20 protein-coding genes are annotated in these 21,531 nt (G+C 71.5%); 8 read left to right on the forward strand and 12 right to left on the reverse strand.

The genetic code is table 11. From position 1 onward, the window contains the following. Window positions 1–4: 4 nt before the first annotated feature. The gene (locus I4J89_RS24410) at window positions 5–1,573 is read right to left on the reverse strand and encodes a GMC oxidoreductase (RefSeq protein WP_196416370.1); all 1,569 of its coding nucleotides are present in this window, start codon (window positions 1,571–1,573) and stop codon (window positions 5–7) included. 10 nt (window positions 1,574–1,583) lie between these two features. Then, window positions 1,584–3,173, reverse strand: a complete 1,590-nt coding sequence (locus I4J89_RS24415) for an MFS transporter (RefSeq protein WP_309238456.1) — start codon at window positions 3,171–3,173, stop codon at window positions 1,584–1,586. Window positions 3,174–3,342: 169 nt separating this feature from the next. Between I4J89_RS24415 and I4J89_RS24420 the strand changes: the two genes are divergently transcribed. From I4J89_RS24420 to I4J89_RS24430, 3 genes are all read left to right on the forward strand, one after another. Then, window positions 3,343–4,467 carry a S1C family serine protease gene (locus I4J89_RS24420; protein ID WP_196416371.1) on the forward strand — a complete coding sequence of 375 codons (1,125 nt, stop codon included), beginning with the start codon at window positions 3,343–3,345 and terminating at the stop codon, window positions 4,465–4,467. A gap of 159 nt (window positions 4,468–4,626) precedes the next feature. Beyond that, a complete protein-coding gene (locus I4J89_RS24425) occupies window positions 4,627–4,917 on the forward strand; it encodes a hypothetical protein (protein WP_196416372.1) in 291 nt (96 codons plus the stop codon). A 413-nt stretch (window positions 4,918–5,330) separates the two neighbouring features. Further along, window positions 5,331–6,602, forward strand: coding sequence for an alkaline phosphatase (locus tag I4J89_RS24430; RefSeq protein ID WP_196416373.1), 1,272 nt, complete (start codon window positions 5,331–5,333; stop codon window positions 6,600–6,602). 47 nt (window positions 6,603–6,649) lie between these two features. Here the strand turns inward: I4J89_RS24430 and I4J89_RS24435 are convergent, their stop codons facing one another. The 3 genes from I4J89_RS24435 to I4J89_RS24445 form a co-directional block, all read right to left on the reverse strand. Beyond that, window positions 6,650–8,218: a pectate lyase family protein gene (locus tag I4J89_RS24435; protein ID WP_196416374.1), complete on the reverse strand. Its 1,569-nt coding sequence runs from the start codon at window positions 8,216–8,218 to the stop codon at window positions 6,650–6,652. Between the two features lie 546 nt (window positions 8,219–8,764). Further along, the gene (gene imuA', locus I4J89_RS24440; protein ID WP_196416375.1) at window positions 8,765–9,529 is read right to left on the reverse strand and encodes a DnaE2-dependent mutagenesis accessory factor ImuA'; all 765 of its coding nucleotides are present in this window, start codon (window positions 9,527–9,529) and stop codon (window positions 8,765–8,767) included. A gap of 127 nt (window positions 9,530–9,656) precedes the next feature. After that, window positions 9,657–10,109 (reverse strand): winged helix-turn-helix transcriptional regulator, encoded by a 453-nt coding sequence (locus I4J89_RS24445; RefSeq protein ID WP_196416376.1) that lies wholly within the window; start codon window positions 10,107–10,109, stop codon window positions 9,657–9,659. A 92-nt stretch (window positions 10,110–10,201) separates the two neighbouring features. Here I4J89_RS24445 and I4J89_RS24450 point away from each other — a divergent pair, with 92 nt between their 5' ends. Beyond that, window positions 10,202–10,603, forward strand: a complete 402-nt coding sequence (locus tag I4J89_RS24450) for a PPOX class F420-dependent oxidoreductase (protein WP_196416377.1) — start codon at window positions 10,202–10,204, stop codon at window positions 10,601–10,603. A 3-nt stretch (window positions 10,604–10,606) separates the two neighbouring features. On the opposite strand, the gene I4J89_RS24455 is transcribed toward I4J89_RS24450, so the two are convergent. Genes I4J89_RS24455 through I4J89_RS24475 form a run of 5 tightly spaced genes read right to left on the reverse strand, consistent with a single transcriptional unit; the run spans window position 10,607 to window position 16,779 of the window. After that, window positions 10,607–10,948, reverse strand: coding sequence for a sigma-70 family RNA polymerase sigma factor family protein (locus I4J89_RS24455; protein WP_196416378.1), 342 nt, complete (start codon window positions 10,946–10,948; stop codon window positions 10,607–10,609). Continuing rightward, the gene (locus I4J89_RS24460) at window positions 10,932–12,275 is read right to left on the reverse strand and encodes an NAD(P)/FAD-dependent oxidoreductase (RefSeq protein WP_196416379.1); all 1,344 of its coding nucleotides are present in this window, start codon (window positions 12,273–12,275) and stop codon (window positions 10,932–10,934) included. The genes I4J89_RS24455 and I4J89_RS24460 overlap by 17 nt, the downstream gene beginning before the upstream one ends. 35 nt (window positions 12,276–12,310) lie before the next feature. Beyond that, on the reverse strand, window positions 12,311–13,168 hold the full coding sequence (locus I4J89_RS24465) for an RNA polymerase sigma-70 factor (protein ID WP_196416380.1): 858 nt from the start codon (window positions 13,166–13,168) through the stop codon (window positions 12,311–12,313). Between the two features lie 26 nt (window positions 13,169–13,194). Beyond that, window positions 13,195–14,154: a Gfo/Idh/MocA family protein gene (locus I4J89_RS24470; protein WP_196416381.1), complete on the reverse strand. Its 960-nt coding sequence runs from the start codon at window positions 14,152–14,154 to the stop codon at window positions 13,195–13,197. Window positions 14,155–14,166: 12 nt separating this feature from the next. Continuing rightward, the gene (locus I4J89_RS24475) at window positions 14,167–16,779 is read right to left on the reverse strand and encodes an FtsX-like permease family protein (RefSeq protein WP_196416382.1); all 2,613 of its coding nucleotides are present in this window, start codon (window positions 16,777–16,779) and stop codon (window positions 14,167–14,169) included. A 520-nt stretch (window positions 16,780–17,299) separates the two neighbouring features. Between I4J89_RS24475 and I4J89_RS24480 the strand changes: the two genes are divergently transcribed. Then, on the forward strand, window positions 17,300–18,043 hold the full coding sequence (locus tag I4J89_RS24480; protein ID WP_196416383.1) for an SDR family oxidoreductase: 744 nt from the start codon (window positions 17,300–17,302) through the stop codon (window positions 18,041–18,043). Window positions 18,044–18,054: 11 nt separating this feature from the next. On the opposite strand, the gene I4J89_RS24485 is transcribed toward I4J89_RS24480, so the two are convergent. After that, window positions 18,055–18,594 (reverse strand): hypothetical protein, encoded by a 540-nt coding sequence (locus tag I4J89_RS24485; RefSeq protein ID WP_196416384.1) that lies wholly within the window; start codon window positions 18,592–18,594, stop codon window positions 18,055–18,057. A 252-nt stretch (window positions 18,595–18,846) separates the two neighbouring features. Between I4J89_RS24485 and I4J89_RS24490 the strand changes: the two genes are divergently transcribed. The 3 genes from I4J89_RS24490 (at window position 18,847) to I4J89_RS24500 (ending at window position 21,038) form a co-directional block, all read left to right on the forward strand. Continuing rightward, window positions 18,847–19,938, forward strand: a complete 1,092-nt coding sequence (locus I4J89_RS24490; protein WP_196416385.1) for a sensor histidine kinase — start codon at window positions 18,847–18,849, stop codon at window positions 19,936–19,938. Next, window positions 19,935–20,570: a response regulator gene (locus tag I4J89_RS24495; RefSeq protein ID WP_196416386.1), complete on the forward strand. Its 636-nt coding sequence runs from the start codon at window positions 19,935–19,937 to the stop codon at window positions 20,568–20,570. Before I4J89_RS24490 ends, I4J89_RS24495 begins: the two co-directional genes overlap by 4 nt. Window positions 20,571–20,636: 66 nt before the next feature. Continuing rightward, entirely contained in the window at window positions 20,637–21,038 is a 402-nt protein-coding gene (locus tag I4J89_RS24500) for a hypothetical protein (RefSeq protein ID WP_196416387.1), read from the forward strand. Window positions 21,039–21,080: 42 nt separating this feature from the next. Here the strand turns inward: I4J89_RS24500 and I4J89_RS24505 are convergent, their stop codons facing one another. Next, window positions 21,081–21,374 carry a hypothetical protein gene (locus I4J89_RS24505; RefSeq protein WP_196416388.1) on the reverse strand — a complete coding sequence of 98 codons (294 nt, stop codon included), beginning with the start codon at window positions 21,372–21,374 and terminating at the stop codon, window positions 21,081–21,083. Between the last annotated feature and the right edge of the window lie 157 nt (window positions 21,375–21,531).

Here is a 21,531-nt window from a genome sequence, read left to right on the forward strand (position 1 = left end):
CGGATCAGCTCAGGCGGTCCGCGATGTGGTCGCCGACGCGCAGGGCGTTGGCCATCGCGGTCAGCGACGGGTTCACCGCCCCGATGCTCGGGAAGAAGCTGGTGTCCACCACGTACAGGTTGTCGACCTCGTGGGCCCGGCAGTTGACGTCCAGCGCCGAACTGTTCGGGTCGGTGCCGAAGCGGACCGTTCCGGCCTGGTGCGCGGTGGCACCGATCGGCATGCCCTTGTGCAGGTAGATGCTGTGGTCGAGCAGCCGGTGCGGGTGCATCCCGAGGTCGCCGAGCATGCTCTGCAACTGGTGGCGTAGCCGCTTGACGCCCTCGTCGTTGTTCTTCTCGTCCAGGTTGAGCCGGATCCGGCCGTCGGATTCCAGGGTCACCCGGCTGTCCGGGTCGGGCAGGTCCTCGCCGCACAGCCAGAAGTCGACCGCGTGGTGGGCGAGCACCTCGAACGGCATCTCCGGGGAGACCTTGCCGGCCATCCGAGGTGCGTTGGCCCGGATCTGCTCGGCGTCGGACTTGCCGAGCATCTGGATGCCGCCCATCGGGTACTCCCACTCGTCCGAGGCGAGGTACCAGTCGTGCAGGGCCAGGGTCTTCTGGAATCGGGTCGGGTTGGGCTCGCGGGACACCGCCATCACGGCCAGGTTGTTGTGCCGCATGTAGTGCCGGCCCACCACGTCCGAGCCGTTGGCCAGGCCACGTGGATGCTTGTCGTTCGCCGAGCGCAGCAGCAGCGCCGCCGAGTTCACCGCGCCGCAGGCCACCACGACGATGTCCGCTGTGAACCTCTCGGTCTTGCCGTTGATAGAGGCGACCACGCCGGTCACCTCGCGGCCGGACTCGGAAGTCTCCAGGCGCTCGACGTACGCGTTGGTGACCATGCTGACGTTGTCGTGCTCCAGGGCCGGGTCCACACATCGCACCTGGGCGTCGGACTTGGCGTTGAGCAGGCACGGGAATCCGTCCACCCGGTTGCAGCGGATGCAGGCGCTGTCGTGGGTGGCGTTCCCGGACGCGGTCTGCGTCAGGTTCACCCCGATCGGCAGGTGGAACGGGTGCCGGCCGAGCTTCTCCAGGTTGTCGCTGAGCTCCTGGATGCGCGGCTCGTGCTGCACCGGCCCGAACGGGTACGGCCGGCTGGCGTTGCCCGCGCTCGGGTCCTCACCGTGCAGGCCGTGCACGCCGTACAGGTGCTCGGCCTCGCAGTAGTACGGCTCCAGATCCTCATAACTGATCGGCCACGCCGGGGACAACCCACCGTGGTGGCGAATCTCGCCGAAGTCCTGCGGGCGCAGCCGGAACAGCGCGGCCCCGTAGAACTTGGTGTTCCCGCCGACGTAGTAGTTCACCTCCGGTGGGAACTCGTGGCCGTGTTTGTCCAGCCAGAACTCCGGGGCCCGGTACTTGCCCTTGACGAACACCGCCGTCGACTCCCAGTTGTCCCGCTCGCGGGGCAGATAGTCGCCGCGTTCCAGGATCAGGACCCGTTTGCCGGTGCCCGCCAGACGATGTGCCAGGGTGCCCCCACCGGCGCCGGTACCGATGATGATCACGTCCGAGTGCTGCATGCGGTTCTCCCTATCCGTTGTCCTGCGCGTGGTATTCGGCCAAGAGCTGCTGCTCCCGCTGTTTGCGCGGGAACAGGAAGAACACCAGTGCGGCGCCGGCCAGGATCGCGATGACGCCCGCCGTGTACGCCCAGTCCGCGCCGTCCAGGAAGGACTGCTTCGCGGCGGCGGTGATCTGGCTCGCGTACTGCGGATGCTGCTGGGCCGCGTCGGCGGCGCTGGAGAACGACTTGGTCAGCACGTTCTCCATGTCGCTGCTGACGTCCTGAGCGTCCGGGGAGGCCGTGATCGCGGCCGCGAACGCGGAGGCGTAACCGGCGGTCAGCAGCGCCCCGAACACCGACTGGAGGATCGCGCCGCCGAGGTCGCGTTGCAGGTCCGCGGTGCCCGACGCCATACCGGCCCGGCGTACCGGCACCGAGCCGGTCAGCGAGTGCGAGGCCGGGGTGCCGGCCAGGCCGACACCGACGCCGATGAACGCGTACGCCAGCCCGATCTGCCAGTACGGGCTGTCCTCGGTCCAGAACAACAGCATCCAGCCGAACGCGAGCAGCAGTGACACGTACCCGCAGAGCAGGGTGAACCGGGCGCCGCGGGTCTCCACCAGCTTCGCCGAGCGGGGCGCCACCAGGACCATCAGGATCACCGCCGGCAGGAACGCGGCACCGGCTTCCAGGGTCGAGTAGCCGAGCACGTTCTGCAGGTACTGCTGGCTGACGAACGCCGAGCCCATCAGCGAACCGAACACGATCACGCCGGCGCAGGCGGCTACCCAGAACACCCGCCGCCCGGCGACGTGCAGGTCGTAGAGCGGGTTCGCGGCGCGCCGCTGCCGCAACACGAACGCGAAGAGCGCGGCCAGGGCGATCGCGGCCAGGCCCAGGGTGAGGGTGCCCTTGTTCGGCACCGGCGCGAAGTTGATCGCCAGGATGAGCGAGCCGACCAGCACCACCGACAGGATGCCGCCCAGGTTGTCGACCGGGTCGGAGGTCTCGTTGACACCGCTCGGCACCAGGAACCAGGCGAGCAGCAGCGCGATGACCACCAGCGGCAGGGTGATCAGGAAGACCGAACCCCACCAGAAGTTCTGCAACATCGCGCCGGCCACCAGCGGGCCGAGCGCGGCGATCCCTCCGCCGACCGCCGACCACAGTGCGATGGATTTCGTGCGGCCCGCGCCGGACCACAGGGCGGTGATCAGCGCCAGGGTCGTCGGATAGGCCAGGCCGGCCGAGAACCCGCCGAGCAGCCGGGCGAGGAACAGCACCATGTCCGACGGCGCGTACGCGGCGAGCAGGCACGCCGGCACGGACAGCCCCATGCCGAGCAGCAGCATCATCTTGCGCCCGTACCGGTCGCCGAGCGCGCCCAGGTAGAGCACCGACGCCGCCAGGCCCAGCGAATAACCGACCGCGATCAGATCCAGGGTGGTCTGCGACGAGTCGAACGCCCGGCCGATCGAGGGCAGCGCCACGTTCGCCACGGACAGGTTCAGGTTCGCCACGGCGGCGACCACGATCAGCGCGGTCAGCACCAGCCCGGCCCGTGCGGGCGCCTCACCGGTCGTCGTGCTCCCCGGAACGTGTTTGATATCAGCCACAGTGCTCGCCTCCTCGCCGGATGCCCTCAACCTCGCGCGTGGAGACCGCCTCGCGCATCGTTCGCCGCGGGTGAACCCGAGCCCGGCTCACCCCTGACGGGGGATGTCCCGGCGGGCGTCGTGACCTTTGCTGAACGTCGACAACGGCATTCGGCGAGGACGGTGGAAGATGGACACCGCGAACGACAACGTTCCGGCGACAGGCTCCGGTGGCGACTGGGGCTGGCGGGTGTGGGTCAGCGCGGCGGTCGCCGCCGTGCTCGGCGCGGTGATCGGCGGTCTCGTGGTCAACGCCAACGAGCCGTCCGCGGGCAGCCCATCGGGCGGTTCGTCCACCGTCGCGATCGGCCCCGACAAGGCCGCGACCTGCGCGGCAACCGCGGTGGCGGAGAAGGTGCTGCCCTCGGTGGTGACGATCTCGGCGAGCAGCGGCGAATCCGGCGGCACCGGCTCCGGTGAGGTGATCCGCGCCGAGGGATACATCCTCACCAACAACCACGTGATCTCGGTGGCGGCCGACGGCGGCCAGGTCAGCGTGCTCTTCAACGACGGCCGGAGCGTGCCGGCCACGATCACCGGCCGGGACCCCAAGGCGGACCTGGCGGTCATCAAGGTCGACGGGCAGCAGTCGCTGCCGGTCATCCCGTTCGGCCAGTCCAAGGACGTGGTTGTCGGCCAGCCGGTGGTCGCGCTCGGTGCGCCGCTCGGGCTGTCCAACACGGTCACCTCCGGCATCATCAGCGCCCTGGACCGCACCATCGAGGTGCCCGGCGACGCCGGCGAGAACGCGCTGCTGGTCTCGGCGCTGCAGACCGACGCCGCGATCAACCCCGGCAACAGCGGCGGCGCGCTCGTCAACTGCCAGGGCCAGCTGGTCGGAGTGCCCTCAGCCGGTGCCACGATCCCCAGCTCCGCGGGCGGTGGCGGCAGCGCCGGCGACATCGGCCTCGGCTTCGCCATCCCGGTCGACCTGGCGAAACTCGTCTCCGACGAGATCATCGAGACCGGTACGGTGACGCACGCCTGGTTCGGCGTCAGCGTGATCACGGTGCCGCCCACCCAGGGACAGCCGGGCGGCGTCTACGTCCGCTCCGTCGTACCCGGCGGCCCGGCGGCCAAGGCCGGCCTGCAGACCGGCGACATGATCACCGGCATCGACGGCAAGCCGGTCACCAGCACCAACGACCTGGCCGCGGTCACCCTGACCAAGCGGCCCGGCGACACCGTCACCGTTGACTACACCCGGGGCGGCAAACCGGCCAGCGCGAAGGTGACACTCGGCGCCCAGCAGTGACGGCCCCGCGCCGGCCGGGCAACCGGTCGGCGCAGCCAGCCGCCCGCCCAGCGATGATCCATCGGGCCGGATGATGCAGAGATGCATCATCTGGGTACATTGCTGCTCGTGACGATGGCGGACCGTAGTTCGCAGACGGCCCCCGAAACGACCCGGTGCGTGGCTGCCACCACCGTGTCGCACCGGGAGTTCACGACGCTGCTCGGCCTGCGGCACCGCGTCGGCCTGCCACCCCGCGACGTACGCTGCGAACTCGCGACCGGCCACGAAGGCAGCCACATGGCCTTCGCCCTGGCCGCCGCCGGAGGCGACGAATGGTGGTGGGCCCGCTGGACCACCGGCGGCTGCGAGGTGGTCCCGCTCGACCCGTGCGACACCGTATGCCCGGCCGAGCACGACGACTGCCTGCTGCCGGCCGGCCACGCCGGCCCGCACAGCTTCCAGTTCTGACTTCGTTGCTTCTCCGGGGTACGCGTGACCGGCGTTTTGCCGAAGCCGACGCGTCCCTGCTCTCCCGGCGCCAGCCGGGCCTTCCCTCACCGCCCCAGCGCGACCGCCGGGAAACACCAGTCCGTCGCGCGTTCGCTGTTGTAACCGTCAGGTGATGGTGTTTCCCGGTGGTCGCGTTGGGGCGGTGCGGGAAGCCGGGCTGCGCTGGGAGAGCGGGGACGGGGTCGGCTTCGGCGGGACGCCGGTTGCGCGTACCCCGGATGGGTTTGATCTTTCTGTGGCAGCCTATCCGCATAGTTGCCGCATTTCCGGCGGCGGGGGCGCCGGAGGGCGCGGTGAGGCGTTAACTCGGTATCGATGCCTGTCTTCGGATGGGTCCTCCGATACATCGATGACGCTGGAGGGGGAGAGACATGTTGGTCCGTTCTGTGCGGTGGCTGGCCGCGCCGGTGGTGGCCGGAGCGGTGGCCGCGGCGGGGTTGACCCTGGTGAATCCGCTCAGGGAAGCCGGTGCTGAAGCGCCCGATCGGGGACGGCCGGGGGTGCGCAACGTCATCTTCATCAACGGGGACGGCATGGCGTCGGCCCATCGGGAGGCGGCCCGGCTCTACTACGCCGGGATGGATGGGCAGCTGACCATGGACAAGCTTCCGGTGTCCGGGCAGCTCACGACCAGCCCGGACGACCCGGAGTCGGCTATCACCGACTCGGCGGCGGGGGCGAGCGCGTGGGCTACCGGAGTGCGGACCTACAACGGCGCGATCAGCGTGGACGTGGACGGGAACCCGCTGCCGATCCTGGGTGCGCAGGCCAAGCAGGCCGGCAAGGCGACCGGGCTGGTGACCACGGCGCAGGTGACCGATGCGAGCCCGGCGGCGTTCTTCTCGAACTCGGTGGACCGGGCGGCGCAGGACGACATCGCCCGGCAGTACCTGGAGAAGTCGAAGCCGGACGTCATTCTCGGCGGCGGTGAGGACTGGTGGCTGCCGGCCGGTACGCCGGGCGCCTACCCGGACCAGCCGGCCGAGGATCCGACCGAGGGCAGTCGCGGCACCAAGGGCAACCTGATCGCGCAGGCGCAGGCGGACGGCTACCAGTACGTGTCGACGCCGGCGCAGCTGGCCGCGGCCGGGCGGGGCAAGCTGCTCGGGCTCTTCGCCAACCAGGAGATGTTCCAGCAGCGGGCGGAAGGGCAGGGCGACGTCTACGACCCGGTGGTCAGCCTGGCCACGATGACCAAGAAGGCCCTGACCAACCTCTCCACCGACCGGGACGGCTTCTTCCTGCTGATCGAGGAGGAGGGCGTGGACGAGTTCGCGCACCGCAACAACGGCGTGCGCACCCTGCAGACGATGGGCGAGCTGGACAAGGCGGTCGCGGTGGCCCGGGCGTACGCCGCCACCCACCGCGACACCCTGGTGGTCGTGACGGGCGACCACGAGACCGGCGGGCTGGCGGTGGAGGACGTGGACACCGCCGACGAGTCCGGGACCGGGACCTCGGCCGAGGACGGGCCGTTCGCGGTGAAGGGCAGCCCGTTCCAGTTCTACATCGACTGGACCACGACCGGGCACACCGGAGTGGACGTGCCGGTCACAGCCTACGGGCCGCTTGCCGAGCGGTTCACCGGCAAACATCCGAACACCCATGTGTACGACGTACTCGAGCCGGTTCTGACCCGCTGAACCGGACGTGCCCTCCCGCCGTGCGGTGGGAGGGCACGGCGCACCGGTCAGGCGTACGTCTCGAACTCGGCGACCCGCGGGGTGCCGGAGGCGCTGGTGATCCGGAAGGTGATCTTCGTCAGTGAGGTGGCGGAGAAGCTGATGACCTTCGCCCCGCTGCCGGAGGCCAGGACCGTACTGCCGTTGAGGACCTGCCAGTTGCCGATGAGGCCGGTCGCGCCGGAGGCCTCCCGGATGTTGATCCTCGATACCGTCTTCGCGGAGCTCCACTTGATCGAGATGTCGCCGGTGGTGCCGGCCGGTGACCAGTAGGTGCTCAGGTTGCCGTCCTTGACGTTGCCGTAGCTGGTGCCGTCGGCCTTGCTCGAACCGTCCGCGCCGGCGCCGATGCTGAGGTTGGTGCCGGACGGCTGCGACGGCGCGGGCGAGGAGGGTGCGGGGGAAGAGGGTGCGGGCGAAGACGGCGCGGGCGAGGACGGCGGCGTCGAGGGGCTGCTGGTTACCGAGCAGCTGCCGGTGGAGACCTGGAGACCCTTGTTGGCGCCGGCGGTCTGGCTGACGATGTTCGGTACGCAGGACGCGTTGTCGAGGGTGTACGCGTACGGGACGCTCACGCTCGTGTTGGACACCGGGTTCGGCCCGGCCGGGTTGTTGTCGGTGCCCTTGGCCGACCACGTCACGTTGTCGAAGATGTTTCCGCTGACCTGCCAGTACCCGGCCTGGTCGGTGTAGAACGTGCCGAGGACGTCCTTGGAGTCCTTGAAGTAGTTGTTGTCCACCTTGGCCTTGGCGCCGGCCCGCGAGTTGATGCCGGACTCGTTGAGGCTGACGTAGTGGTTGTTGTAGATGTGCGCGACACCGCCACGCAGCAGCGGCGTACGCGAATCGATGTTCTCGTACTTGTTGTGGTGGAACGTGATGTTGCCGCTGCCGGTGTCGGTCTCGCTCGACCCGATCAGGCCGCCGCGTCCCGAGTTGCGCAGGACGCTGTAGGACAGGGTCACGTACTCGACGTCGTTCTTCATGTCGAACAGCCCGTCGAAGCCCTCCGACTCGCCGCCCGAGGCCTCCAGGGTGACGTGGTCCACCCAGACGTTGCGGACCGTGCTCTCCATGCCGATCGCGTCGCCGCCGTTGGAGGTCGGCGAGCCGGACTTCTTGACGTTCCGGACGGTCACGTTCTGGATGATGATGTTGCTGGAGTCCCGGATGTGGATGCCCAGCTGGTCGAAGACCGCGCCGCCACCGACACCGACGATCGTCACGTTGCTGATCTGCTTCAGCTCGATCAGGCCGGCAGCGGTGTTGCAGCTGTCGCCGGAGACCTTGGCGGTGTTGCCGTGGTTGATCGTGCCCTCGACCTCGATGATGATCGGGGTGCTGCTGCTGGCCCGGGTGCACAGGGCGGTGTGGATCGCGGTGCCGGTGGTGGCCCGGACCCGGGTGCCGCCGGCGCCGCCGGTGGTCCCGCCGTTGGCGGCCGCGAAGCCGGTCACGCCGCCCACCGCCGCCGACGCCTGATGCATCGGAAGCGCGACGGCGATCGCGCCCCCGGCGGCCGCGGTGACTGCGGCGGCCAGTGCCGCACGGAGTCGCAGTTTGGCCGATCGATTCATGCTCGCCTCACCTTGTCCTGGGTTGTGGGGGTGGTTCAAATCCGCATTGACCGGTGTCATTGGGTTCCGGGCATGCGTCATCGCGGGCGGTGCTGCTGTGCTGATGTTGCTCCGAGGCCTCTGAGCATTGGGTAAGCGCTTTCCCGGGAGAATAGGGAGCCGTTGATGGGTCTGACAAGAGCCGGAAACGCCGTCGAAGCAAATCGATGTGTCGGCGGATTTTTGCTGTCATTTGCAGTAACGGTGAGTAACTGAGAATCGCGGGGTCGGCGGGGTTGGGGCACGGCATTGGTTTCCGGTGGCGGGGGTGGGACAGCCTTCGTGGTCAGGGTCTTGTCCGGCCCAACGTGGGTGCTGTCTGGCGGCCGTTGAGACAGCGTTGAGCGTGGGCCAAGCAAGATCACACTTGGGACCTGGACTACGGAAGCTCTCAGGCTGTGGCGAGGCTGTGCCGGGCGGTGGGGTCGGGGCTCGTGGTGGGGCGATGCCCGGCGGCGGGCCGAGGTGCGTGGTGGCGGGCGGCGCCGAGATGGCCGGGGCGGTGCGTCAGCGGGCTGGGAGAGGTGCGGAATACTGCGCCCGAAGCGACGCGTCCAATGAGGGCGGCACGCTGAGCGTCGCGGACCGGGGCCGCACGGCCTTGCCGCGCCCGGCCGAGCGCACCTGAAGATCGCAGTAGCGCAGCCGGCCCCGCCCCTGGCCGAGCCCGTGCCAGCGGCGCGACGTCACCTCCATGGTGAGCTCGGCGCCCGGCCAGGCCCGGGTGGGTACGAGGACCGCGCCGCGCTGCCGGGCCCGTGAGGAGAGTGACCGCGCCAGGCCCTCCGGAACGTCGGCGGGCGGCGCGACGACGACCAGGTCGACGCCGTCGAGGAGGGTGCCGACGATGGTGGGCCAGTCCGGGCCCGGCTCCGGCACCAGGGCCAGCCGGTCGACCGGCACCCCGAAGTCCTGCCCGGCGGCGAGCACCCCGAACGAGGGCATGCCGACCACGCACGCCCAGCCGGCGGTGTCACGCATGGCGCCGGCCAGCAGCAGCATCAGCAGTGAGGTGGAGCCGACCGCGGCGACGGTAGCGCCCTTGCGCAGCCCGCCCGGCCAGGGGAGCAGCGGCAGCAGGCTGGGGTCGGCGGGCAGGATCTGCGAGACGTCCGGCGCGAGCTCGGCGTCGTCGGCGGTCTGCACGGCGTGGGCGAGGGCGGCGGTGGTGTCCCGATGCTGCGCGGTGGCGTTGACCCGTTGCAGGGCGGCGAGCGCGTCGGCCACGCCGCTGATGCGGCCGTCGCCGGTCCAAGCCTGCCGTGTGCCCATGCGCTGTCCCCCGGGGTGCGTGCCGCAGGGGAAGGTGCGGCGACGGTGCTTCGAACAAGACGGTGCTTCGAACAAATGTTCTAAGACGCAGCCTAGCGCACTCCAAGCCGCCTCGGTAAGCCGCCGATTACTTCGGCGCGCCGGGGCCGGGCAGCAGGTCGATGTCGCGAGCGCTCATCGGATCGCCGCAGTGCGCGCAGCGCAGCTCGGGCCGGCTGATCTCGCCGCACGCGTGGTGGCGGTAGAGGACCGGCGGGCCGGCCTCGCCGGCGAGCCACCGGTCGCCCCAGGCGGTCATCAGCATCAACAGCTGGACCAGTTCGGCGCCTCTCTCGGTGAGGACGTACTCGTAGCGCGGGCGCCGGTCGTACGGCTGCCGCTCGAGGATGCCGTGGCCGACCAGGTGGTTGAGCCGCTCGGTCAGCACCTTGCGGGAGATCCCGAGGTCGGCCTGCATCTGCTCGAAGCGGGTCATCCCGGCGAACACGTCGCGCAGGATCAGCGGTGACCAGGGCTCTCCGATGACGTCGAGCGTGCGCGCGATCGAGCAGGCCATGTCGCCGAAATTGGTGCGTTGCATGGCGGAAGTCTAGCAACGTGGGGTTCCCTCAAGGAACTTAGACTGTTACGGTCGTGGGGTCTCCTGAAGGAACCCCACGAAAGAGGTGCGACATGAGCAGCCGCAACGAGGCGCTGGACCCCGAGGTACGCCGCGTTCTCGACGGCACCTCGCTGGCCCATCTCGCCACCGTCCTGCCCGACGGCTCGCCGCACACCGTCCCGCTCTGGGTCGGCACCCGCGGCGACCAGATCGTCTTCCTCACCGGGCCGGGCTCGCGCAAGGCCCGCAACCTGCGCCGCGACCCGCGGGTGGCGCTGTCCTTCGCGCCGGCTGACAACCCGTTCCGTCCGGTGGTCATCCGCGGCCGCGTCGTCGAATGGCTCGACGGCGACGAGGGCTGGGAGATCGTCGACCAGATCGCCGTGAAATACACGGGCGCGCCGTACCCGCGCGAGGAGGAGCGTGTCGTGGCCGTCATCGAGGCCGAGCGGCAGACCGTCGGCGTCGGCTGAGCCTTACCAGGTCCAGTGGCCCAGCTTGGCGGGGTTGACCACGATCCAGACCGCGGCCACCCGGTCGACGGCGATCTCCACGGCGGCCACCGCGACCGCCCGGCCGGCGCGGCGCCGGACCAGGCCCGCGCTGCCGTTGACCGAGGCGAGACCGAGCCCCGGGTCACCGCCCAGCAGCAGCGCGATCAGCCGGGCGGCCCGATCCGCGCCGTGCACAGCTCCGCGCCCGATGCCGTCGCACACGACAACGGCATTGGCGGCCAGCACGGCCCGGATCGCGTCGACGTCCCCGGCCCGGCAGGCCTCGGCAAGCCTGCCCACGACGTCGTCATGACGATCGCGCATGCTCGCGTCGCGAGGGCGGTTCACCGCCCGTGACGAACTCCCGGCGGGGGTCCTGCACCGAGGCGAGGGAGACGATGTCCCGGCCGAATACCGCGGCGGTCAGCCAGACCGCCAGCACCCGGACCTTCCGCTCCCAGCTGGGTACGGCCAGCACGTGATAACCCCGGTGCATGAGCCAGGCCGGCAGTCCCTTGATGACGATCCGGTGGTACTGGAAGATGCCGCGGCCGAGGCCTAGCGTGGCGACCGTACCGAGGCTGTGGTGCACGTACTTCTTCGGCTCGCGGCCGCGCAGCGTGGCCACGATGTTCCTGGCGAGGAGCTTGCCCTGGCGTACGGCGTGCTGGGCGTTCGGCACCGTGGCGGCCCCGGGCCGGTTCACGGCGAGGTCCGGGACGGCCGCGTCGTCACCGGCACCCCAGGCGTCCGGAACCGGCTCGTCGTCGGTGCCGACCCGCAGGTCGGCGCGGACGACCAGCATGCCGCGCGCGTCGACGGGCAGGTCGGTGTGGCTGCGCACCATCGGGTTCGCCCCGTTGCCGGCGGTCCAGACGATCAGGTCGGAGTCGAACTCCTCGCCGTCCGACAGGACCACGTGCCCGTCGACGGCGGAGACCAGCTGGGCGTTGAGGTGGACCCGCGCGCCGCGCTTCTCCAGCGAACCGACCACCCAGCGGCCGGGCTCGTCGGTGACCTCGGGCAGGATCCGGTCGCGGGCCTCCACCAGGTGGAAGCTCAGCTCGCCGGGGTCGAGCTCGGGATACCTGCGCATCAGTGACGTGGCCAGCGACAGCAGCTCGCCGATGCCCTCGACACCGGAGAACCCGCCGCCGACGAAGGTCACGGTGAGCAGCCGCCGGCGCAGCGGCCCGGGGGGCAGCGCCGAGGCCCGGTCGAAGTTGGTGAACATCCGGTCCCGGATGGCCACCGCCTCCTCCACGTGCTTCATGCCGATCGCCTGCTCGGCCACGCCGGGGATGGCCAGCTTGCGGGTGACCGCCCCGGCGGTGACGACGATGATGTCGTAGCCGAGCTGGTACTCCTCGCCCTCGGCCGGGCGTACGGTGACCCGCCGGTGCGCGTGGTCGACCGCGACCACCCGGCCGGAGACGACCCGGCTGCGCTTCAGGTGCCGGCGCAGCGACACCGCGGCGTGCCGCGCTTCGACCGAACCGGCGAGCACCTCGGGCAGGAACGGCTGATATGTCATGTACGGCCGTGGGTCGACCACCACCACGCGGGCCTCGTCGCGCCGGAGTTTCCTCTCCAGCTTCCAAGCCGTGTAGAAACCCGCGTAGCCACCGCCGACCACCAGAATCGTTCGCATACTGCTAGGACCGGTGACGGCTCGCATTTGTGACATCAGATCGCTGTGAGTTTCTCCGGGTTCATCATCCACAGCAGCTGGTCGATGCCGTCGGCCGACGCGGTGACCGCGAGGACGGCGGAGACCCGGCCGTCACGCAGCAGCACGGCGGACGCCTGGCCGTTGGCTTCCACGTACCGCACGTCGACGCCCTCCCAGAACCAGCCGGAGATCACGTGGAACATGTTCGCCAGCTTGCCGACACCGGTCACCGGGCGACGGGACACCTGCTTGGCGCCGTTGCCGTCGGAGAGGCTGACCACGTCCACGGCGAAGAGCCGTTCCAGCGCGGCCATGTCGCCGGAGCGGGCGGCCGCCACGAACGTGGTCAGCAGCTCCTTCTGCGCCTCGGTGCTCACCGGGGTACGCCGTTCCCCGGTCACGTGCTTGCGGGCGCGGCTGACCAGCTGCCGGACCGCGGGTTCGGTCGACTGGAGGATGTCGGCGATCTGCCCGTACGGGTAGTCGAAGGCCTCCCGTAGCACGTACGCCGCTCGTTCGTTGGGGGTCAGCTTCTCCATCAGGATCAGCGCCGCGAACGCCAGGGCCTCGCCGCGCTCCGCACCGAGGTACGGGTCCGCGCTGGTGTCGACCGGCTCGGGGAGCCACGGTCCGATGTACGTCTCGCGCCGCACCCGGGCCGACTGCAAGGCGTTGATCGCCAGCCGGGTCGTGGTGGTCGCCAGGAACGCGGCCGGGTTGACCACCGCGTCGCGGTCGGTGCCCTGCCAGCGCAGCCAGACGTCCTGCACCAGATCCTCTGCCTCGGCGGCGCTGCCGAGCATGCGGTACGCGATGCCGAACAGGCGCGGCCGCACGCCGGTGAAGACCTCCGCGGCCTCCTGAAGATCCACTGTTCCCTCGTTCCGCCGGCAGCCGGTCAGCTGAGTCCGCGCGGGGTGAGCCTAGCCCGCCGGTAGCACTCGTCCACGAGTTCGGCGGTGGCCACGGACTCGTCCAAAGAGGGGCTCGACTCGGCGAACCGGGCCAGCTGGTACGTGTACGACGTCCGGTCGCCCAGCACCTCGTCGCTGGTCCCACCGCGCCGGGTCACGGTGATCCGGGGATCGAAGCCGGGCACGGCGAACGACTGCGAGGTGGCCGTCCCCTCGGTGCCGGTCACCGACCAGGTCATCACCCGTTCCGCGGCGGCCATGTCCCATCGGCAGTGCGCGGTCACCCCGCCGGCGTACGCGATCTCGGCCCGCATCGAAGCGTCGACCTCCGGCGACCACAGCGTGACGCCGACATCGGTGATCCGCGGCTGGGCGCCGATCCAGCTGCCCAGGAGGCGTGCCGCGTCCAGCACGTAGCAGCCCAGATCCATGGTCGCCCCACCGGCCAGCTCGAACGACCAGCGCGGATCGGTGGCCGCCGGTGCGGGGATGGCCAGCACCAGGTCCGCCCGCCGGATCTCACCCAGCGCACCGGAGGTGACCAGGTCGCGCAGGCGTTCGTACACCGGGTGGTGCCGGTAGTGGAAGGCCTCGACGATCCGGCCCGGCGCGTCGCGGGCGGCGTCGCGCACCGCCCGGGCCTGCTCGGCGTTGCTGGCCAGCGGTTTCTCACCGAGCACGTGTTTGCCGGCCCGCAGCGCGGCGATGTTCCACTCGGCGTGCAGCGAGTTGACCAGCGGGTTGTAGATCAGATCGACGCCGGGGTCGGCGATGACCTCGGCGTATGTGTCGTGGACGCGGGTGACGCCGTGCGCCTTGGCGAAGGCCTCGGCCCGGGCACGGTCACGCGCGGCGACGGCTACGAGCTCGTGGCCGAGCGCCCGGGCCGGCGCGACGATGCCGGCCTCGGCTATCCGGGCGGCCCCGAGGATGCCGATACGCATGCCTGCATGTCATCAGTTCCCGGCCCCGAGACGCAACACCTCGCCGAGCCGCATCCGCCGGTTCGCCGCGCTCTCCACCGCGATAGCGACGCCCACCGCGGCCGCGAGCAGCAGCAGGGCGGCGCCCGGCAGCCAGGCGTCGACCCGGACCCGGCCGGCCACGCCAGCACTGAACCCGGCCAGGCCGAGCGCCGGGCCGAGCAGCCGGGGCAGCAGCACCCCGACCAGCCCGCCGGTCGCGAAGGCCACCGTGACCAGCGGCACCACCTCGTAGACCAGCAGCCGCCGGCCCTGCCGCAGGGACAGGCCCATGGTGCGAAGCCGGGAGAGCGTACGGCCCCGGCCCGGTGCGTCGGCGAGGACGGTGAGGGCGATCGCCAGCAGCGCGAGCAGCGCCGTCCCGGCCGCCCCGGCGGTGTACGTGAAGCCGAGTACGCCGTTGACGCCGCCACGGGCCAGCGCGGCCCGGTGCTCGTCCCAGGTCGTGACGGTGGCCCGTTCCGGCAGCGCCGCCGCGGTCACCGGATGGCCCAGCACCCCGCCCAGGTACTCCCGCTGGCCGTCGTCGCCGGCCGTGCGCAGCGCCTCCGGCGAGAAGCCGTCACCGGCGACGAGGAAGCGGCTGGGCACGAGCGGCTGGAAAGCGGGGACCGGCAGCGCCTGCCATGGGAGCGCGATGAACCGGCGGGCGCCGATCCGCAGCGTCGGCAGAGCCTCCGCGACCGCCGCGACCCGGAACTCGTACCGGCGGCCCTGGACCTCGACGGTGCCTCCGGCGCCCACCTCGGCCGCCACCTCGGGTGACACGACCGCCGGCGCCGGGCCGCCGGCAGCCGGGGCGGTGAGGACCGGCGGCAGCCCGGCGGTCATCACCTTCGCCGCCTCCGGGCCGTCCACCACGAGCAGCTGAGCCTGCGTACGCCGCCCGGATTCGCCGGTGAGCGCGGCACCCGGCTCCAGCACCAGCGGCGCCACGCCGGTGACTCCGGGCACCGCGGCCAGGGCCCGGCCGGTACCCGGAGCGAACGCGTAGCCGTCGACCCGGGCGTCGGCCGCCGTCTCCTGATCGGTGGCCCGGTCCCGCGCGTCATCCACGGTGCCGCTGACCGCGGCGATGAACACGCCGGTCGCGATCGCCACCACCAGCACGGCGAGCGGGCCGGCGTGCAGCGCGACCCGGCCGGCCCGGGCCAGCCCGAGGAACGGCACCGCGTCCCGGGCCCGGGCCGCGACGCGGCCGAACTGCCGCAACGGCCAGGGCAGCAGGCGTACCGCGAGCAGCGCGGCGGCCGCTCCCAGCAGCACCGGAACCGACACCAGGTAGACGTCCACCCGGTCGGCGGCGGTCAGCCCGCGCCGGCGGGCCAGCACCACGCCGAGCACGGCGAGCAGGACGACGAAGAGCTCCGCGGTGAGCCGCCGGGCCGCCGACATGCGCCAGCCGGGCCGGGCGGCGGCCAGCAGGGGCGCCGCGAGCAGCGCCACCGAACCCAGGAGTACGAGCAGCGCGCCGTCACCCGGGTCCGGCCGGCCCGGCACCAGCTGGCCGAGCGCCCACCCGGCGAGGAACCCGGCGGGTACGACCACAGCCGTCTCCCGCAACGTCCGGCCCGCCACCGTACGGCTCGCCGCGCCCCGGGCCCGCAGCAGCGCGAACTCCTCCCGGCGGCGGTCGGTCATCACCCGGGCGGCGAGCACGATCAGCCCGGCCATGGTGGCGAGCAGACCGGCCCGCACCACGGCGAGCAGTGCCCGTACGCCCCGCAGCCGCTGCTCGAAGCCGGCGAGCGCGCTGTCCAGGCTGGTGGCGAGCGAGGTCTCCGCGGCCGGGGCGGCCCGGCGTGCCGCCGACACCGCGGCGATGATGGACGTCAGGTCCGCGGCGCGGAACCGCTCGGTGGCCAGGGTGTAGCGCCACTCGTAATCCAGGACCCCGGTGGCCCGTCCCGCCCGGGCGACGCCGGAGGTGTCGGTGAGCAGCGTGATCCGGACGGTGGTGGCCTCGCGAGGATCGGGGCAGGCCAGCGGGGCGGTGGCGAGGCCGTCCCAGTACGGCGACGAAGGCTGGAGCGGCTCGAAGACACCGACGACCGTGACCGGAGCCGAGCCCGTGCCGCCGCCGAGCCGCAGCGTCGACCCGGCACGCAGCTGTCCGATCTCGGTCGCGTCGGCGCTGACCAGCACCTCGGTGCCGGTGCCCGGGCGAGGCAGGCGGCCGGAGACCAGCCGCAGCGCCGACTCGTAGCCGCTCTGGTAGCGGACCTGCACCTCCGGGCGGCAGTTCCCGGCGTACGGCGGGGAACCGTCGGGCCGGACGTCGTCCGGGCCCACCTTGGCCGCGAACCAGTGGTCCCGCACGAGGGCGGGCAGCGGTGCGGGCAGGAGGTTCGCGCGAGTCTCAGCGATGTCCGGCGGCAGCTCCAGCGCCGTCGCCGGCCCGGCCTTGAAGATCAGGTCACGGGCCACCAGCGGCAGACCGGCGGCCTCCTCGCGCAGGCCCTGGTCGGTGAACTCGTTGGCGGCCCGGGGGAACCCGGTGACCAGCAGAGCGGCGGCGAGCGAAAGCACGGCGAGCAGGCCGAGGTGCGACGCGTACGCCCGCAGCCGGCGCGGCACCGCACCCACCCGCGCCTCCCCCGAAGATCCGCCGAGGAAAGGACTATACGGCCGCAACCCGCCGCATGGGCGGCACCGTGCCGGCCCTTGGCCAGGCGGTAGGCGTTGTCCGGCACCGGCATCCTTCACGACGGCGAGCACCTCGTCCATGGACGTCGGGATCCGTTTCCGGTCCTGCTTTTTCGGGGTACGAGTGACCGGCCGTCCCGCCGAAGCCGACCCCGTCCCCACTCTCCCGGCGCGGACCAGGCTTCCCGTCCCGGCCCCAGCGCGACCGCCGGGAAACAGCATCACCTGCCGGTTACGGCGGCTGCTAGAGGGCTTCCGTGGTCAGGATCTTGCTTGGCCCACGCTCAGTGCTGTCTCAACGGCCGCCAGACAGCACCCACGTTGGGCTGGACAAAGCCCTTCGCCGGTAGCCGGATGAGGGTGCGGTCTGTCACACCCGGTGCTGTCACAGATCGCTTCGGTGTCCGGTCAACGCTGGCGACGGGACGGCAGCGGGCCGCTCGGCGTACAGGAGGTTGTCATGAAGGTCGTCGTCATCGGTGGCACCGGACTAATCGGCTCGAAGCTCGTGGCGCGGCTCGGTGAGCACGGTCACGAGGCGGTCGCGGCGTCGCCGAACACCGGGGTGAACACGCTCACCGGCGAAGGCCTTGCCGAGGCACTCAGCGGCGCGGACGTTGTCGTGGACGTGTCCAACTCGCCGTCCTTCGAGGACGCCGCGGTTATGGAGTTCTTCGAGACGTCGACCCGCAACCTGCTGGCGGCGGAGGCGGCGGCCGGTGTCCGGCACCACGTCGCGCTGTCGGTGGTGGGCACCGGGCGGTTGCAGCAGAGCGGCTACTTCCGGGCCAAGGCCGTCCAGGAGATGCTGATCAAGAAGTCGGAGATCCCGTTCTCGATCGTGCACGCCACCCAGTTCTTCGAGTTCGCGAAGAACATGGTCACCGCGGCCACCGACGGGGACCGGGTGCGGTTCGCGCCGGTGTACTTCCAGCCGATGGCCGCCGATGACGTCGCGCGGGCGGTCGGCCGGATCTCGGTCGGCGCGCCGGTCAACGGCACGGTCGAGATCGGCGGGCCGGAGAAGTACCGGATGGACGAGTTCTTCCGCGCCGGCCTGGCGAAGCTCGGCGACCCGCGCGAGGTGGTCACCGACCCGGGGGCGAAGTACTTCGGCGCCGACCTCGAGGAGGACACCCTGGTGCCGGGGGCGGGCGCGGTTCTCGGGGAGCTCACCTATGCGGAGTTCAAGGCCCGCCAGTAGCCGGCGAGGATTCAGCAGGCGACGCCGACGCTGACGGCGGTGCGCTCCTCCCGTTCGTCCACCCGGACCAGCAGCGGAAGGCAGGCCGGTTTCCGGACGGTGTAGCCGCCGGCGAAGGCCAGCCATCCGCTCCGGCCGCCCCGGCACGCCGGTACGAGGATCCTGGTCCCTTCCGGGCCGGGGCTGCCCCAGCCGATCCGCGCGGCGGCGGCCCACTCCGGTGGCACCGAGATCGCCACCTCGGTGCCGGCACGCACGAGCAGGCCGTGCTTGGCGAAGAGCCATCCGGGCTCGCCGGACTCGTGCGGTTCCAGGACCGCGGACGGCAGGGCGACCGCGTCGAGCACCACCCGGTACGACGTGGGGTCCGGCGCGGTGCCGCCGATGTCGTGCGCGCACGAGACGGTCCACTGGTCCGGCGACGGGCTCACGGCGGCGGCCGGGCCCGGCCCATCCGGCGGCAGACGGGCCGGTGCCGGGTCGTCGGCGCCCCAGCACCCGGCCAGCAGAAGGGCGGCGGTCAAACCGCCGGCCAGCAGCCGGCCGACCATGGCAGGAGGGCGGCCGCCGCTCCCCGCAGGATGAAAGTCGGCGTTCACTACCGGAAGACACCGGAGCGGGAGATCAGGTTCCCGCGGCGGGGGAGAGCGCAACCATCTGCCTGGGCCCGGCGGCCGCGCTGGGGCCTGGGCCAGGCAGGTGATCGCGTCGGAGAGCGGGGACGGTCCGGCTTGCCGGGACGGCCGGAACGCGTACCCCGCAAGGGTTTGATTTTCGGTGTGGGCCTGGCCCACAGTGGGTCCGTGAAACGGGCCATGGCCGCGCTGACCGTCGCGGCGTATCTGACCCTGCTCGTCGATGTGCTGGGTGACAACCGGCCGGCCGCGTCGCTGCTGCCGGCCACCGCGTTTCTGCTGGTGGCGACCCTGGGCTTCGAGTGGGTGCAGCGGCGCGGCGGGCGCTGGGCCGGATATGCGCACGTGGCCGTGCTGTTCCTGATCGGATTCGCGGTCTTCGCGGTGTCGGAGGCCTCGCTCGGTGCCACGCTGATGCTCGTCGTCCTGGTCAGCCAGGCGGTGCTGCTGCTGCCGGTGGCGGCGGTCGTGGTCGTGGTGGTGTCGCTGCCGTTATTCCATGCCGGGATGGCCCTCGACGAGGGGTTGCGGGAGGGGCTCGGGTTGCTGGCGGCGGCGGTGTTCGCGGCCGCGGTGACCAAGCTGCTGGTGCGCGAGCAACAGGCGCGCGCCGAGCTGGCCGGGGCGCACGCGCGGCTGCGGGAGTACGCGGTGCAGGTCGAAGGGCTCGCCGCCGCGCAGGAGCGCAACCGGGTGGCGCGCGACATCCACGACGGGCTGGGGCACGCGCTGACCGTCGTGCAGATGCAGATCAAGGCGGCCCGCGCGCTGCTCGGGCCGCGGCCCGAGCGCGCGGACGAGATGCTGGCGAAGGCGCAGGAGCAGGCCGAGGAGGCCCTTCGGGAGGTACGCCGTTCGGTCGGCGCCCTGCGCGAGCCACGGCCGGCCGTCCCGCTGCCGGACGCGTTGCGGGCACTGGCCGACGAGACCTCGGCCGCCGGCGTGCCGACCGAGGTCGACGTCACCGGAATGACCCGGCGGCTGCTCGCCGCGGCGGAGGAGTCGCTGTTCCGGGCGGCCCAGGAAGGGCTCACCAACGTGCGCAAACACGCCCGGGCGACGCGGGCTTCGCTGGTGCTCGACTATTCGCGGGCGTCCGCTGTGCGCCTGGAGGTGCGTGACGACGGGGACGGCGTGGGCGAGGGCGAGGGATTCGGGTTGCTCGGGCTGCGCGAGCGGGCCACCCAGGTGGGCGGGCACATGACGTTCGAGTCGGTGCCGGGCGGCGGGTCGACGTTGCGGATGGAGGTGCCCGGATGACGGTGCGGGTGCTGCTCGCCGACGACCAGGCGCTGTTCCGGGAGGCGCTCGGGGTGCTGCTGGGTGTGAGCCCCGACCTGGAGGTGGTGGGTGAGGCGGCCGACGGGCAGCAGGCCGTGGCCCTGGTCGCCGAGCTGCGCCCGGACGTGGTGCTGATGGACCTGCGCATGCCGGTGCTGGACGGGGTGGCGGCGACCCGGCGGATCCGGGCCGATCACCCGGCGACCCGGGTGATCGCCTTGACCACGTTCGGCGAGGACGAGGACGTCTTCGCCGCGCTGCGTGCCGGGGCGGTCGGCTATCTGCTCAAGGACGTGTCGTCGGAGGTGCTGTTCGAAGCGGTCCGGGCGGCCGTGCGGGACGAGTCGGTACTGCATCCGGCGGTGGCCGCCAAGGTGGTGGCCCGGGTCGCTCAGCTTCCACCAGTCAAGCCGCTGGTGGACCCGCTGTCGGACCGGGAACTGGAGGTGCTGCGGCTGCTGGCGCGGGGCAACAGCAACCGGGAGATCGCCGCGGCGCTGTTCCTGGCCGAGGGGACCGTGAAGAACCACGTCACCAACGTGCTCGGCAAGCTGGGCGTCCGGGACCGGACCCAGGCGGCGTTGCGGGCCGGCTCCCTGGGACTGCTGTAGACCATGACCTGGACCATGACCTCTGGCACCTGACCGGCACGGCACGCCGCCAGGATGATCGGTGCCATGACGACAACGACCGCTTCCCGCCTCCGCTTCGCCGGCCACTATCTGGAGATGGTCGTCGCGATGTTGGTCGGCATGTTCGCCCTCGCACCGCTCTGGAACCTCGCGGTTCCCGGTCTGGACGCCCATCCGGACGCGCACTCGATGGTGATGGCCACGAACATGGCGATCGGCATGGCGCTGTGGATGCGCATCCGCAAACACGACTGGCGGCACATCGCGGAGATGTGCGCCGCGATGTACGTGCCGTTCGTCGCGCTCCTCGTCCCGTACTGGATGGGTCTGATCTCCGGCGGCACCCTGATGACCGTGGGGCACATTCTGATGTTCCCGGCGATGCTCGTGCCGATGCTGTGGCGCCGCCGGCAGCCGGCGGCGGTGAGTCACTGCGCCACCGGGTAACCGTGAACGGCCGTCCGCGACGCGGACGGCCGTTCCGGCGGCTCAGGCCAGGCGGGAGCGCTGGATCGCCCGGACGCCGACCACCGCGAGCGGGGCGAACAGGCCGGTGAAGACCAGGCCGTACACCAGGGTCGGGCTGACCGGCACGGTGAACATGCCGATCAGGGCGACCACGTACACGCCGGTGGCCCACCAGCCGAGCACCCCGGCCCGGGCCAGGCCGATGTAAAGCAGCAGCAGACCGAGGAAGCCGATCATGGCCACGTCCCGCCACGGGCTGAGCAGCGCGCTGGCGTCCACCGCGTCGGAGATCTGCACGGCCACGTCCATCGGCACCCGGTTGCATGGTGAGCACCGCGGTGATCATGCCGATCAGGGTGAGCACCCGGCCGCGGGCGCCGCGGACCAGCAGCGGTACGACCAGCAGCCCGACCCCGGTGAGCATGTTCGAGTAGTGCAGGAACATCGCCGAGACCTGGGTCATCGTGTCGTC

The organism is Actinoplanes aureus (assembly GCF_015704865.1).
In the GTDB taxonomy this organism is placed as follows: Bacteria; Actinomycetota; Actinomycetes; order Mycobacteriales; family Micromonosporaceae; genus Actinoplanes; species Actinoplanes aureus.